This is a genomic window from Pseudoalteromonas sp. Hal040, assembly GCF_037162425.1.
Classification (GTDB): Bacteria; Pseudomonadota; Gammaproteobacteria; order Enterobacterales; family Alteromonadaceae; genus Pseudoalteromonas; species Pseudoalteromonas gelatinilytica.
The window spans coordinates 917,964-932,761 of sequence record NZ_JARLUU010000001.1; the positions used below are offsets into that span (position 1 = coordinate 917,964).

A 14,798-nucleotide genomic window follows, 5' to 3' on the forward strand; every position below is an offset into this window, starting at 1 on the left:
TTTTTACCATTAGATTAGTGAAATTAGCTACAGCTGCTACCTTTATAACTCACACATTTAACGTTGAGGTGTAACATGGCTGTTTCTGCAATCCCAAAAGGTTTCCATGCGGTAACCCCGTATTTGATTATTGATGGCGCAACAAAAGCTATCGAATTCTATAAGCAGGCTTTTAATGCCGAGCTTGTAATGCAAATGCCAATGCCTGATGGTGGGGTGGCGCACGGCGAGATAAAAATAGGCGACTCCTACATCATGCTTTCTGACACCTACCCTGAAATGGAATACAAATCTCCACAGCAGCTTGGCGGTACACCGGTCAATATGATGCTGTATGTTGAAGATGTCGATGCTGTTTTTGCCAAAGCGTTGTCGCTTGGGGCGAAAGAGCTACGCCCTGTGCACGACCAATTTTATGGCGATAGGTCGGGCACGTTAGCCGACCCATTTGGCCATATATGGAACATCGCGACACATAAAGAAGACCTAACTGAACAAGAATTAATTGAGCGCATGGGAGAGCTCATGAGTAAAGAGCAGGATGCTTAAAAAGCAATGTGCCCATTACAATTTTATTGCTCGCTAAGTTACTGAACAGTTACAAAAAGCGCTGTTTTCACAGTTTTATCAATGAATACGAATGGATGCGGTTTTCTTCAATCTTATAAATATACTGCAACAAGGTTTATAAAAATAAGACTGAGAGAACAATGACTTTTAGAGTATTGATTTTTACATTGGCAGTACTGATAGTTGGCTGCCAATCCAATGTTAGCAACGTGGACAGGCAGCTTCATCAAGTGTCTTCCTTGGTGACTGTTCAGAATCCTGAGTGGCTTAAAAGTGCCACTATTTATCAAATTAATACTCGACAGTTCACGCCACAAGGCACACTAAAAGCCGCTAAAGATCAGTTGCCAAGATTAAAAACATTAGGCATAGACATTATTTGGTTAATGCCAATCCATCCAATTGGAGAGCAAAATCGCAAAGGCGAGCTTGGTAGCCCTTACTCAATTAAAGATTATTTTGGGGTGAGTGAAGAGCTTGGTTCTTTTGCTGACCTTAAAGAGTTTGTCGACGCGGCACATGCGCAAAATATGTATGTCATTTTGGATTGGGTAGCCAACCATACTGCATGGGATAACCCAATTAAGGAGCAGCACCCACAGTGGTACATGAAAGATCATGAGGGCAATTTCACATCAACACCTTGGTTTGATTGGGATGATATTATCGATTTAGATTTCTCAAAGCCTGAACTTCGCAAATATATGTCTAAAGCCATGCAGTTTTGGGTGAAAGAAGCAGGAATTGATGGCTTTCGTTGTGATGCCGCTGGCTTAGTACCATTACAATTTTGGCAAGATGTGAGACAAGAACTTGAACAGATCAAACCTGTCTTTATGCTTGCAGAATGGGAAGGAAGAGATTTTCATTATCAGGCATTTGATGCCAGTTATGCCTGGAGTTGGTGGAAGGCTGTTCACGATATTGCAAAAGGAAAAGCCGGACTCGGTAAACTCTATGAGTATTATTCATGGAATACTGGCTACTACCCTGAAAATGCTATGCGCTTAAATTATGTTAGTAATCATGATGCAAATGCATGGGAAGCAACTCAGTTTGAAGCATTTGGCGATGCGCTTGAGGCAGTAATCGCGCTTTCAGTTGTCAGTGACGGTATTCCGATGATCTACAATGGCCAAGAAGCTGGGAACGAAAAGCGATTAAAGTTTTTCTCACGAGATCCCATTAATTGGCGACCACACCCGATAGGCGATTTATATCAACAGCTGTTCGCGATAAAAAAAGCAAATTCAGCCCTTTTTAACGGTAAATGGGGCGCACCCATGGTGCAAGTGAAGAATAGCCAAAGTGAGTCTGTACTTAGTTTTATCAGAGAAAATAAAAATAATAAGGTATTTGCTGTGTTTAATTTATCAGCCGAAACACAGGCTGTTACCCTTAAGTCTGACTTTGCAGCAGGTCGTTATAAAAACGCACTGAGCGGCAAGCCTGAAACAATTTCAAAGCAGCAACGTGTCATGCTTGAACCTTGGCAATTTAAAATACTTATCGAACAATAGTTACCGTTTTGTAACCTTAAAATCATTACCCTAATTGAGATAGTGTGATGATTTTAAGGTTTTCAATGAAACGGTTTTTCCAAATGAGCTTGCTGGCTTTATCTGTCAATGCAATAGCTGTTACGCAAGCATATTCTCAAGATAACAATAAAAACGAATTTGTACCTCAGTGGGCTAAGAAAGCTGTTTGGTATCAAATATTTCCAGAGCGATTTCGCAACGGTGATCCAAGCAATGATCCAAAAGTAGATGATATTAAAGGGGCTGATCCAATTAAACAGCCAGTGCAGTGGCGTATTCATCCATGGGGCAGTGATTGGTATGAACTGCAAGATTATGAACGTGTAAATAAAGCCGCTAATGATGAGCATGAGATAAGTACTCATTTGCTACGTCGCCGATATGGGGGCGATTTACAAGGTGTCATTGATAAACTCGACTATTTAAAAGACTTAGGTATTAATGCTATTTATTTGAATCCGGTTTTCGATTCTCCATCGTTACATAAATACGACGCTGCAAGTTACCACCACATAGACCCAAACTTCGGCCCAGATCCTGTAGGCGATCGAAAATTAATGGCACAAGAGAACCCACTTGATCCAAAAACTTGGATTTGGACCAAAGCGGATGAGTTAGCCTTAGAGCTTATAGACAAAGCCCATCAAAAAGGCATCCGTATAATCTTCGATGGGGTGTTTAATCACATGGGGATTAACAGCTTTGCATTTCAAGACTTAGCAAAAAACCAAGAAAATTCAGACTATAAAAACTGGTTTACAGTGATCAGTTTTAAAGACGAAAGACAAGGCACTGAATTTGATTATCAAGGTTGGTTTGGTGTTAAGTCACTGCCTGAATTTAAAGAAGATGAACACGGGTTAGTCACAGGACCAAAGCAATATGTTTTTGCTGCCACAAAACGTTGGATGAACCCAAAAGGTAAAGGTCGTCAATATGGTATTGATGGTTGGCGATTAGATGTTGCTTATTGCATTGCTCACGGCTTTTGGAAAGATTGGCGTCAGCTTGTTAAATCAATTAATCCTGAAGCTTACTTAACCGCTGAAATTGTTGATACTCCTGAAAATGTTAAGCCTTATATGCAAGGCGATGAATTCGATGGTGAAATGAATTATAACTTTGCTTTTACTGCAGCTGAGTTTTTCTTTAATCCTGAGAAGATGGCGATTTCACCAACCGAGTTCGATAGCAAACTAGCTGAGCTTCGTAGCTTATACCCTCAGGGTGTTGCCTATGTGGTACAAAACTTATTTGGTAGTCATGACTCTAATCGCATTGGCTCACATATTGTCAATCGTGGTATTGCTAATTTTCGTGATTGGCAAGACTACTTTACTACGTCACAAGCGGTGATAAACCCAGATTATAGGGTCTCGAAACCCACCTCATATGACTTACAACTGCAACGATTATTTGCTTTATTACAAATGACTTACGTTGGTGCGCCTATGCTTTATTATGGCGACGAAGTGGGTATGTGGGGAGCGAATGATCCTGATAGTCGTAAACCAATGATTTGGCCAGATATTAAGTACCAAGCTGAGCGCTACAACCCTGATGGCTCAGTGCGTAGCCCTGACGAAGTAACTGTTAACACATCCCTAAAACAGACCTACAAACAATTAATAGCAATTCGAAATGCGAACCCTGCGTTGAGTATTGGTAGCTATAAAACCATGCTCGCTGATGATACGAAGAATGTGTTTGTATTTGAGCGCCAGCATCATACCGGTACCTTTTGGGTTTTGTTTAATAACTCAACAGAAAATCAAAAGATTAGCTTGTCGTATCTAAATAATAAAAAGCCTGATTTACTGTACGGCGATGCTGATTATGCGGGTTTAGATAAAAAGTTAGTAGTTAGCCTCTCAGCCAAAAGCGGAGCAATTATCAGAGTAAATTAGCTTTGAGTATTAATTGTAACCAGTAAGTAACTTTTATGTATGTAGCTTGGTTGTGTGCATAGCTTGCACACAACCTAAAACACACAAAAAGGAGCTTAACAATGAATGCAAAACATTTACTCGTAAGCCTAAAATATTGTGTATTAATGTCTTCGGCAATAGGACTTAATACACTCATAAATCCAGCCTATGCGCAAACTATTAGTCAACAAGAAGCCGAAAATGCAAATGTGGGTGGCGGGGCCGCTTTTGAAACTGAACATGCAGGTTATTACGGAACGGGTTATCTAGGCGGTTTCACTGATGGTAATAAGGGAAGTGCCGCGGTTAGTTTTTCGGCGAGTGTTCCCCAGTCAGGGCAATATACGTTAGCGACTCGTTATGCCAATGGCACAGGGAGTGCTAAATCACTTAGCTTATATATTGATAATCAGTATGTGCAGCAAGTGTATTTTAATTCTGGTAGCCACTGGGCTGATTGGCTTAGCCAAACAAACCCTATCAACTTAACCTCTGGCAGTCATACGATTAGTCTACGATTTGATAATCAAGACAGTGGTAATATAAATCTCGATGCATTTACTGTTACCAGTCCAAACCAGCAAACTGTGCCAGCTTTAAATGTTAATCAACAGCTTGAACTCGAAGATGCATTATTAACTGGCGGTGCTGTTGCAGAGTCAAATCACACGGGTTTTAGCGGTAATGGCTTTGTAGGTGGCTTCACTGATAGTAATAAAGGCCAAGCAAGTAGTGCATTTAATGTTGATATTAGCGAAGCGGGTAGTTATCAGCTAACACTCAGCTATGCTAATGGTACAGGTAGTGATCGCACAATTAGTTTTAATACAGAGCAATCAACTCAAACTATTACATTACCAGCAACAAATAATTGGGATAGCTGGGCAAGCGTAAGTCACACCTTTGATTTAACCCAAGGCACCCATCAGTTAAATTATCTTTTCGGTAATAATGATAGTGGTAATGTTAACTTAGATTCGGTTGCTTTGAGTCAGGTTTCAACCGACCCAACCGATCCGACAGATCCCCCCGTTGAGCCACCAATAAATAGTGATGCTTATGAAGCCGAAGACGGCTTTTATGCCGGTGGCGCTTATATTTCTACTTCATTAACAGGTGCGCAAGGAGAAGGCGCAGTAGTGCAAAGTACGGCTAATTCATCACGCATTATTGCCACCGTTAATGCAAGTCAAACTGGCCTGCAAACAGTTGGTTTTAGATATAACAATAGCTCAGGCATAACACAAAAGGCCCGTTTGTTTATTGATGGTATCGATGCAGGTGAAATGACTTTTGAACCTACAACGGGTTTCACAACTAAAGCTTACAATTTAAATTTACATAAAGGGGTGGGAACACTCACTATTGCCCAGCATAGTGACTCATCAGCTGAGTATGCAATTGACAATGTTAGTTTAGAACAAGGTTTGCCATTAGAATCTCGTGGTGCCACGGCCCCATATAAAGCCTATGAAGCTGAAAATGCACAGACAAATGCACAAGTTCTTGCACCAAGTCGCGTGTTTCATTCTGTCGCGGCAGAAGCATCAGGCCGTCAAGCCGTTCGTTTGAACAACACTGGCGATTTTGTAGAGTTTACTTTAACTGAAGCTGCGAATGCTTTTGTGCTACGCAGTTCAATTCCAGATAACAGCAGCGGTACGGGCCAAATTAATCAACTAGCCGTTTTTGCCGATGGTGTTAAATTGGCTGATCATCAAGTATCTAGTTTATTCAGCTGGGTATATGGCAGTTACCCATACGGTAATAACCCCTCACAAGGCTCTGCACAACGTTTCTTTGATGGTTCACGCATGATGCTAGGGCAAACATTGCCTGTTGGCACAGTGCTGCGTTTCGAAAAGGATGCTAACTCAACAGCAAATTACTATGACATTGATTTGCTTGAAACTGAGCTTGTTGAAGCGCCAAGAGCTAAGCCAACTGGCTTTGTTTCAATTACAGATTTCGGTGCTGTCGCTGACGATGGTCAAGATGACTTATATGCTATTCAAACTGCTATTGCAGATGCTAAAGCACAAGGAACAGGTGTATGGATCCCACAAGGGCGCTTTATCGTTAGTGACCGCTTTAATCTATCTGATGTTAGCGTTATTGGTGCTGGGCCTTGGTACTCGGTGATCGCAGGTCTTAATGGTAAAGGTGGCTTTTATGCGACTGGTGACAATGTCACGATAGCTCACTTAATGATTGATGGCGATGTACGTTATCGTGACGACGCGGCATTTCATGCAGCATTAGAGGGTAATTTTGGCAAAGGTTCTTTATTACAAAATATCTGGGTAGAACATACTAAGGTTGGTTTATGGGGATCGGCAGGAACCGATGGATTACTGGCCGTTGGTCTTAGGATCCGTAACACCTTTGCAGATGGTGTGAATTTACACACCGATATTAAAGATACGCATATTACGCAATCAATGATCCGTAATACTGGTGATGATGCTTTAGCAATGTGGTCATCAGGTTCACCAGTTACACGCGCCGCATTCATCCACAACACTGTACAGGTGCCTTTACTTGGCAATGGTGCCGGCATTTACGGTGGTACAGACAATGCCGTTTTAAATAACTTATTTGCTGATACTTTAACGGGCTCAGCAGGGGTTGCAATTGGCACTCGTTTTAACCCTGTGCCGCTTGCAGGTGTAACTAGAGTTGAAAACACGACATTACTTCGTACAGGTGGCTATGAACCAAATTGGCAAGCGCAATTAGGTGCTATTTGGATTTATGCTGACTCAGCCGATATCACCGCGCCTATTGAAGTGACGTATGTCGATATTATCGACAGTACTCATCAGGCGATATTAGTGAGCTGGCAAAAGCGTGTCGAAAATTTGTTATTTAAAAATGTGCATATTGATGGGGTTCAGGCTAACGGCACTGCGAGTGACTTTAGCATGGAGTTTCAAGCACAAGGTAATGCGTACTTTGAAGATGTTACCGTCACAAATGGTGCATCAGGTGTCAATGTATGGCCTGAGTTTAGTTTAATTAAGGTCAGCGGGAATAGTGGGTTTTAGTAGTTAACTTACTGTTTTAACAGCGAGTTTGTTTGTTTTTACAGACTCGCTATCTATTTTGGTGCAGTGATTGAGATATTTTGGGGCACGTAACCGTTTTGTAACTTGCAAAGCAATACAGTGCAAATCACGGCATTAAGAAGTTACCGACTTAATTAAATAATAAAAACTTTGGAGATGCATTCAATGCAAACTTTTAAACCGACTTCGCTAACACTCGCACTCGCAGCTGCAGGCTTATTTACTGTAAACGTGAATGCCGCAGACGCAACCCAAGCTCAAGAGAACGACCAAGATAACGTTGAAGTTATTGAGGTAAAAGGTTTTCGCGGCAGCCTAATTAAAGCACAAGCAGTAAAACAAGATAGCACATCAATCATTGAAGCGATCACAGCCGAAGATATTGGTAAGTTACCAGACCCAAGTATTGCTGAAACCATCACGCGTTTACCAGGGATTGCAGCAAGGCGTATTAATGGTAAAGCAAGCGAGATATCAATTCGTGGTTTAAGCCAAGACTTTTCAGCAACCACCCTTAACGGGCGTGAACAAGTTACCTTAAATGATAATCGCGGTGTAGATTTTTCTATTTATCCCGCAGAAATAATGTCTGGCGTGGTGGTTCATAAAGCCGCTGATGCAAGTTTAATGACGCAAGGTATTGCAGGTGTAGTTGACTTACAAACAGTAAAGCCATTGGCATATGGCGAGCAAAATATTCAAGTGGGCGCCACCTTTGAGAAAAACACCCTCGGCAACCTTAATCCAGATGGCGATGATACGGGTAAGCGCTTTAATTTTTCATATATTGATCAATATGCTGATGACACCGTTGGCCTAGCGCTTTCATTTAACCATATGACTTCACCTACGCAGCAACAAAAGTGGTTAGCGTGGGGCGATGATGCGTGGCCAAGCACAGATGTTGACGGTGAGTCTAATTATATTTTAGGCGGTGCAAACCCACGCGTCCGTTCTACCTTACAAACCCGTGACACAGTAATGGGGGTGTTAGAGCTTACTCCGACAGAGCGTTTCCATATTATTGCTGATGCTCTATACATTGATTTTGAAGATGAGCAAATTCAACGAGGCATTGAAACACCAGCCGCGTGGAGTGGTGCCAATATGCAGGTGCTAGAAACTGAAAATGGGGTTGTCAGCCACGGCATAATTGGCAATACACAATCGGTTTTGCATGGAGATTACCAATCTGAAGAATCAAAATTGCAGGCATACGGTTTAAATATAGATTTTCAAGTTACTGATACGTTTTCTTTAAACTTTGATGCCAGCTATTCACAAGTTAAGCGAGATAAGTGGCAGCTAGAAACCTACGCTGGAGCAGGTCGTGGTGATGGTGTTGGTGCGATGGAAAACATAGAGTTTTGGATGAAAGACTCAAACGAAGGTGTTGTCTTCGATTCAGACCAAGATTACAGCAATACCGATATTTATAAATTGGGTGGCCCATTAAGCTGGGGTGGTGGTAATCCACTTTATGCCGCAAGTGATGATCAGGACGGCTTTTTATCGATTATTGAAATTGATGATGAGCTAACCACGTTAAGACTCAATGCAAAGCAAGTGTTAGAAGGCGGCTTTATTACTCAAATTGATTTTGGTGTGAATTACAGCGACCGTGAAAAATCCAAGCTTGATACTGGTCGTTATCTCACTCTTAAAGATTACCCAAATATGGTTGATATCCCGAGCGATTTATTACTGGCACCGACCTCTATGAACTTTTTAGGCTTAGGTAACATGGTTAGCTATGACTCAAAAGGGCTATACGATCAAGGCTATTATGATGAGTTTGTCAGTGACTTGACTGAAATGTCGCGCGCCACCAATAGTTGGACTATCGGTGAGCAAGTTCTTACCTTTTATGGTAAAGCAAATTTTGAACAAGAGCTTACATCAAATATTTATTTGAATGGTAACTTGGGTGTGCAGTACATCAAAACTGAGCAAGATGGCTTAAGTTATATCGGCTCTACTGTGCCATATGAAGGTGACCTTCCTATTGATAGCTATGTTAAGCGTGATCCCATCAACGACAGTGCTTCATATAGTCAGACTTTGCCTTCATTCAGCACTAACCTGAATATGTATGACGATCATTACTTACGTTTTTCAGTCGCCAAAACAATTTCGCGCTCACGAATGGATAGGCTTCGCCCAGCATTTGAGATCAATTTCAATAACACAGTTAACCAAGATCCAGGTGAAGAAGGTTTTAGCCTTGATAGAACACCTTGGAGTGCTTATTCAGGTACTTCAAAGTTAAAACCACTTGAAGCAATTAACTGGGATCTATCGTACGAGTACTACTTTGCTGCCGATGGTTATATCTCTGTTGCGGGTTTCTACAAAGATATGCCGAATTGGCAAGAAGTTGTGCCACGAGCTATCGATTTCAGCGAGTACAGTGAATACGCCAATATCGGCCCAGATGAAACTATTAACTATAACCAAGGTTATTTATACGAATGGGGCAAAACTGGTAATGGGCAAATTAATGGGGTGGAGCTGTCTGCGACACTACCAGGGCATATTGTAACAGATGCTTTAGATGGCTTTGGTATTGTTGCAAGCCTAACCTACCTTGATGCAAAAGTTGAGGTGGAAGAAAAGGGCGAAGTACGTATGCCGGGTCTTTCTGATTCAATCTTTAATTTAACCGCGTTTTATGAAAGCAATGGTTGGCAAATTAGAGCCAGTATGCGTAAACGTGATGAGTACCCAGATTCATTAGGGTACAACAATGCGGCAAAAGTGATAGTGGGCAGCACGCTTGTTGATGCACAAATTGGCTATGACTTTTCAGAGTCAGGTATTGAATCACTGCAAGGGTTAACGGTCATGCTGCAAGCATACAACTTAACGGATGAGCCATTCAAAGCCTACGTTGCTGAAAATAAAGCGCTGGTAAGTGATTACCAAGTTTATGGTCGTAGTTTATTACTATCAGCAAGTTATAAATTCTAAACCGAGTTGTCGGAAGAGTTGAAGTTATGCAGTTTTCCCAGCTGCATACTTTGGCTCTTTTTTTATTTTAAGGGATAAGTATGCGAGTTTTCGCCTTAATTTTACTTGTCTGGCTCTGTCAGGCATGCGCTACAGAGCTTTCGGTTGGTAAAGTGAGTTCTCCAAATAATCAATTGCACGCGCTAGTGCAATTAACTAAAAGTGGTGAGCTAAGTTATTCGGTAAACAATAAAACAAAACCACTTATTTTACCTTCTCATTTAGGCTTCACGTTGCAAAAGCAAGCCCCACTTGAGCAATTTGAAATGCTCAGTGCCAACGTTAAATCGTATAAAAAACAGTGGCAAGCTCCTTGGGGAGAACGTAAAAATATACGCAATGAATACAATGAATTATTCGTCTCATTAAAGGATTTACGCAGTGAGCGAAAAATGAATTTAAGGCTGCGGGCATATGATGATGGTGTGGCGTTTCGCTTTGAGTTTCCCCAGCAAAAAGCATTAAATGGGTTTGTCATCATGGATGAAAAAACAGATTTTAACTTAGCTGAAAACGCAACGAGCTGGTGGATAGAAGCTGATTACGACAGCTATGAAAAGCTTTATAAGCAAACTCAGGTTGCCGAAATAAAGCAAGTACAAACCCCTTTTACAGTGCGTAATCAAGACGGTACTTTGCTAAGTATTCATGAGGCTGCGTTAACTGATTATGCCAGTATGACCCTGAAGCATAAAACTGGTAGTCAGCTGACCGCCGAGCTCGTGCCTTGGCAAGATGGTTCTAAAGTGAAAGCCAAGGTACCGTTTAGAACGCCATGGCGCACAGTGCAAATAGCGAATGATGCCAAGTCATTAGTGGCATCTGATTTGTTATTAAACTTAAATGAACCAAGCAAGTTAACCGACACCAGTTGGATAAAACCAATGAAATATATTGGTATTTGGTGGGGTATTCATTTAGGTGTTCACACATGGAAAGAAGGCGAAAGGCATGGCGCAACCACTGAACGTGCTATGCAATACATTGACTTTGCTAAACAGCATAATATTCAAGGTGTGCTATTCGAAGGCTGGAATAAGGGTTGGGAGCAATGGGGAACACGCGAAGCTTACCTTGTGCCAAGTGATGATTTTGATCTAGAACAAGTCGCGAATTATGCGAAACAGCAAGGGGTTGCAATTATTGGTCACAACGAAACGGGTGGGAATATTGCGGCCTATGAAAGTCATGTTGAAGACATATTTTCTATTTACTCCAAGCTGGGGATCAATACGGTTAAAACGGGGTATGTGGCTGAGCAAGGTTTTAGTAATGGTGAACATCATCAAGGACAATTTGGTGTTAATCATTATCGCAAAATTGTTGAATTAGCTGCCAAATATAAAATTATGTTGAATGCCCATGAACCAATCAAAGATACCGGTATTCGCAGAACATGGCCAAACATGATGACCCGCGAAGGGGCTAGGGAGGAGAGTACAATGCTTGGAGTGAAGGAAATTCTGCAGACTACACAATGACGCTCCCATTTACACGTTTGCTGGCAGGGCCAATGGATTACACCCCAGGTATATTTGATGTTGATTTTAGTCGCTTCGATGGTCAGCGTTATGACTGGCAGGGCCAAGAACAAAAGGCTGGCTACAGAGTACACACCACACTAGCCAGACAATTGGCAAACATGGTGGTGCTATACAGCCCGCTGCAGATGGCTGCAGATATGATTGAGAATTACCAAGGTCATCCTGCTTTTAAATTCATCGAAGCGCTTGATGTTGATTACGATGATACAAAAATTATTGATGCAGAAGTCGCTCAGTATATCACGGTGGCACGACGCGCTAACCAGCGTTGGTTTATAGGTAGCGCTACGAATAAGGATGCGAGGGAAGTTAGCTTTAAACTCGATTTTTTAACAGCGAATACGCAGTATCAAGCAACAATTTATCAAGATGCGAAAGACACTGATTGGCTAAGCAATCCTGAAGCATATCAAGTTGTAACGCAAATGGTTGATAACGAAACTAGGCTTCATCTGACGCTTGCAGCAGCAGGCGGTGCAGCGATCATTATTGAGCCTTTAAATGATTGAATCAGTAAAGTAAATATAGAGTAAGGCATCAGGCTGCTCAGTGTCACTTGTGACTTTAAACTCCACTTGTAAATACTGAGCGTGACTGTTGATGGGGAGTTCAAAGTAAATATCAGATGCATAAAAAATCTGTTTCAACTTCACGACACTGCCATCCTGCTTGATGCCAAATTTAGATTGCTCGGGAGTGTCATGGGCTTTGGCAAAAGCAAACTCATGTGCCCAGTCGGCGCTCGCAATTTTGAACCGTGCTCCCCAACTATCTATTTGTTGGCCTGTGATGTCTAGGTTTTTCAATATGTAGCTTTGGGTCTTAGGGTTGTATACAAGTTGATTTTCAGGACTCGGTTTCCAGCTTGTGAATGAGTTAGGGATGTGCACCTCGTAGTCAAGCTTAAAACCCGGGCTATTAACAAAGTCTTGCTGTGAAAGCGGCACTGATTGAGTTTCTGAAAAGGTATAATGGAAATCGCACGCGCTAATAAAAAATATTGAAAAAACAACTAGTAGGTACGATTTCATCATGACAAATATATACAAAAGTAAAATTAAATTATGTACAGTATGTTAACTGGCTTAATTAATAACCCCAATCATTTTTGATGATTTTTTGTTGCATACGTATGTAGTTTTGTTAGAGGTGAACACAATGAGTATTCGAGTTCTATATGTTGAGGATGACAAACGTTTTGCAGCAACAGTCATCGAATTTTTAGAAATAATGGGGCTCGTTTGTGATTACTGTGATAACGGTTTGCAAGGTGTCATTTTAGCTGAAAAAAACCAATACGATGTGATTGTTAGCGATATTAATATGCCAAAATTAGACGGGCTAGGTATGTGTCAGAAACTCAGGCAGCAAGGCATAGACACACCTTTACTGATGCTAACAGCGCTTCATGATTTAGATGACAAACTGGCAGGGTTTGATTGCGGTGCAGATGACTACCTCACAAAACCTTTTGAGTTAAAAGAGTTACTTGCACGTATCAAAACGCTATCTAAGCGTCGAAGTGGTAATGCCCAAAAGCTTGTTATTCAAGAGTTAGGTTTAGAACTCAACTTAGGTGAGCGACAAGCCTTCAGAGAGGGTATTTTATTAAAACTCACACCATCGAGCTGGAAGTTACTTGAAGTCATTGCCCGAGCTTACCCAAATTGTGTTGATAGGCAAATGCTTGAGCACACGATATGGGGAGATGATGTACCAGACAGTGAAGCCCTAAAGGTACATATTCATCGTCTCAGACAACGAATTGATAAGCCGTTTTCTGAACCATTACTGCATGTGGTGAATGGCAATGCGGTATTAAAACGAGTCCATTCTTAATGGATTTTTCACAATTACAGTTTAAGCAATTTAAGGCCACCTTAATTGTTGCTTTATTATTGTTTGCTTTTATTTTCATATATTTAAGTTACAGCTCTTTCAGTTATCAAAAAGAATACATTACTCGAAAAATAGATGTTTTACAGGGGTTTGCTGAGCGTTCTATGACACGCTTACAGACTAACCCAAACTTGTATAAAGGCGATGATGCAACTATTTTAGGCGATGACCGAATGCAATTTGTAAGCAGTTATCAGCAATTAAGTACTCATCTTAATAATGTCCCTATAGAACAAAACATTCACACTGGTAAGGTTAACCTCTATATCAATCAATTTGGTGGTTTATGGTCAGTCTCTGAAGTGATTTTAATTTATCGAATTCACCATCAGGGGGAAGATTATTATGCTTATTTTCATAATAATACTCGATTTAATGACCTAGAATTACAGACCTTTCTGACCGATAAGATGCAACCAGCAATCATTACAGCGTCAGCATTGATAATTGCGTTATTTATTTTTCAGTTGTTTCAAATAAGTCGTGTTAGTTCGATGGTGTTTGAACTTGCTAACTGGGCTGATACTGTCTCAGCTGGAAAACCTATAGCCCCACCTAAAATGAAATCTGGCGGTATTAATTATTTAGCTAAAACAATCAATAAAAGCTTAGATACGTTTAGTCATATTCTAGAAAAAGAGCACGCATTTGCGCGTTTCAGCAGCCACGAATTACGGACTCAAGTAGCAGTTTTATCTGCAAATATGGAGTTACTTGAGTTGATAATGAATGACTTAAAGCCACAAGAAAGAAGAGTTTTAAACCGTATGTTAAGTGCAATTGAAGATATGAAATATCAGACAGAAGCGCTGCTATGGCTAAGTAAGGAAACAGAGAAAGACCTTGTCACTGAAATGTGTAGCATAAAGAAAATTGTTGCTAAATCAGTGGAAGAAAATCAGCTTTACTTAAATCATGAACAAGTTAAAGTGGTGATCGTTGGGGGCGATTTGAGCTTCATAAGTCACCCAACACTACTACAAATTGCCTGCAATAACCTAATCCGTAATGCGTTTCAAAATACAGAGCAAGGACAAGTTACTGTAGCAATAAATGAGCGAAGTTTTACAATCACCAATCAGAATGAGCCTCCGCTGAAAGGCCAGCAAACTCAAACTGGCTTTGGCATTGGGCTTATCATTGTTGAGCGAATACTCGACAAACTACAATTTGCTTATCATGTTGACGGATTAGACTCTGGCCGTTCAGTTCAAATAACATTGCCAGAATAGCACTGAT

9 protein-coding genes and 1 pseudogene are annotated in these 14,798 nt (G+C 41.0%); 9 read left to right on the forward strand and 1 reads right to left on the reverse strand.

The window, feature by feature from the left end; translation table 11 throughout:
- Positions 1–75 precede the first annotated feature (75 nt).
- The 7 genes and pseudogenes from P4S60_RS04165 (at position 76) to P4S60_RS04195 (ending at position 12,169) form a co-directional block, all read left to right on the forward strand.
- Positions 76–549 (forward strand): VOC family protein, encoded by a 474-nt coding sequence (locus tag P4S60_RS04165; protein ID WP_063700397.1) that lies wholly within the window; start codon positions 76–78, stop codon positions 547–549.
- Between the two features lie 263 nt (positions 550–812).
- A complete protein-coding gene (locus tag P4S60_RS04170; RefSeq protein WP_337115106.1) occupies positions 813–2,090 on the forward strand; it encodes an alpha-amylase family glycosyl hydrolase in 1,278 nt (425 codons plus the stop codon).
- A gap of 65 nt (positions 2,091–2,155) precedes the next feature.
- On the forward strand, positions 2,156–4,018 hold the full coding sequence (locus tag P4S60_RS04175) for a glycoside hydrolase family 13 protein (protein ID WP_337115107.1): 1,863 nt from the start codon (positions 2,156–2,158) through the stop codon (positions 4,016–4,018).
- A gap of 101 nt (positions 4,019–4,119) precedes the next feature.
- Positions 4,120–7,086: a carbohydrate-binding protein gene (locus tag P4S60_RS04180; protein WP_337115108.1), complete on the forward strand. Its 2,967-nt coding sequence runs from the start codon at positions 4,120–4,122 to the stop codon at positions 7,084–7,086.
- Between the two features lie 186 nt (positions 7,087–7,272).
- On the forward strand, positions 7,273–10,077 hold the full coding sequence (locus P4S60_RS04185) for a TonB-dependent receptor (RefSeq protein ID WP_337115109.1): 2,805 nt from the start codon (positions 7,273–7,275) through the stop codon (positions 10,075–10,077).
- 80 nt (positions 10,078–10,157) lie between these two features.
- Positions 10,158–11,788: pseudogene (locus tag P4S60_RS04190) on the forward strand (glycoside hydrolase family 97 catalytic domain-containing protein); the annotation flags it as partial.
- 9 nt (positions 11,789–11,797) lie between these two features.
- Entirely contained in the window at positions 11,798–12,169 is a 372-nt protein-coding gene (locus P4S60_RS04195; RefSeq protein WP_337116820.1) for a glycoside hydrolase family 97 C-terminal domain-containing protein, read from the forward strand.
- On the opposite strand, the gene P4S60_RS04200 is transcribed toward P4S60_RS04195, so the two are convergent.
- Positions 12,158–12,694, reverse strand: a complete 537-nt coding sequence (locus P4S60_RS04200; protein WP_337115110.1) for a hypothetical protein — start codon at positions 12,692–12,694, stop codon at positions 12,158–12,160. The two genes, P4S60_RS04195 and P4S60_RS04200, sit on opposite strands and share 12 nt — an antisense overlap.
- 124 nt (positions 12,695–12,818) lie before the next feature.
- Between P4S60_RS04200 and P4S60_RS04205 the strand changes: the two genes are divergently transcribed.
- Together P4S60_RS04205 and P4S60_RS04210 are read left to right on the forward strand one after the other, a co-directional pair.
- Positions 12,819–13,499 carry a response regulator transcription factor gene (locus tag P4S60_RS04205; RefSeq protein WP_337115111.1) on the forward strand — a complete coding sequence of 227 codons (681 nt, stop codon included), beginning with the start codon at positions 12,819–12,821 and terminating at the stop codon, positions 13,497–13,499.
- Positions 13,499–14,791, forward strand: a complete 1,293-nt coding sequence (locus tag P4S60_RS04210; RefSeq protein ID WP_337115112.1) for a sensor histidine kinase — start codon at positions 13,499–13,501, stop codon at positions 14,789–14,791. Before P4S60_RS04205 ends, P4S60_RS04210 begins: the two co-directional genes overlap by 1 nt.
- The last annotated feature ends 7 nt before the right edge of the window (positions 14,792–14,798 follow it).

Bases quoted from the DNA above. Each gene is read 5' to 3' on its own strand.
- P4S60_RS04165 (WP_063700397.1), top strand. From the start codon at position 76: ATGGCTGTTTCTGCAATCCCAAAAGGTTTCCATGCGGTAACCCCGTAT.
- P4S60_RS04175 (WP_337115107.1), top strand. From the start codon at position 2,156: ATGAAACGGTTTTTCCAAATGAGCTTGCTGGCTTTATCTGTCAATGCA.
- P4S60_RS04180 (WP_337115108.1), top strand. From the start codon at position 4,120: ATGAATGCAAAACATTTACTCGTAAGCCTAAAATATTGTGTATTAATG.
- P4S60_RS04185 (WP_337115109.1), top strand. From the start codon at position 7,273: ATGCAAACTTTTAAACCGACTTCGCTAACACTCGCACTCGCAGCTGCA.
- P4S60_RS04195 (WP_337116820.1), top strand. From the start codon at position 11,798: ATGATTGAGAATTACCAAGGTCATCCTGCTTTTAAATTCATCGAAGCG.
- P4S60_RS04200 (WP_337115110.1), bottom strand. From the start codon at position 12,694: ATGATGAAATCGTACCTACTAGTTGTTTTTTCAATATTTTTTATTAGC.
- P4S60_RS04205 (WP_337115111.1), top strand. From the start codon at position 12,819: ATGAGTATTCGAGTTCTATATGTTGAGGATGACAAACGTTTTGCAGCA.
- P4S60_RS04210 (WP_337115112.1), top strand. From the start codon at position 13,499: ATGGATTTTTCACAATTACAGTTTAAGCAATTTAAGGCCACCTTAATT.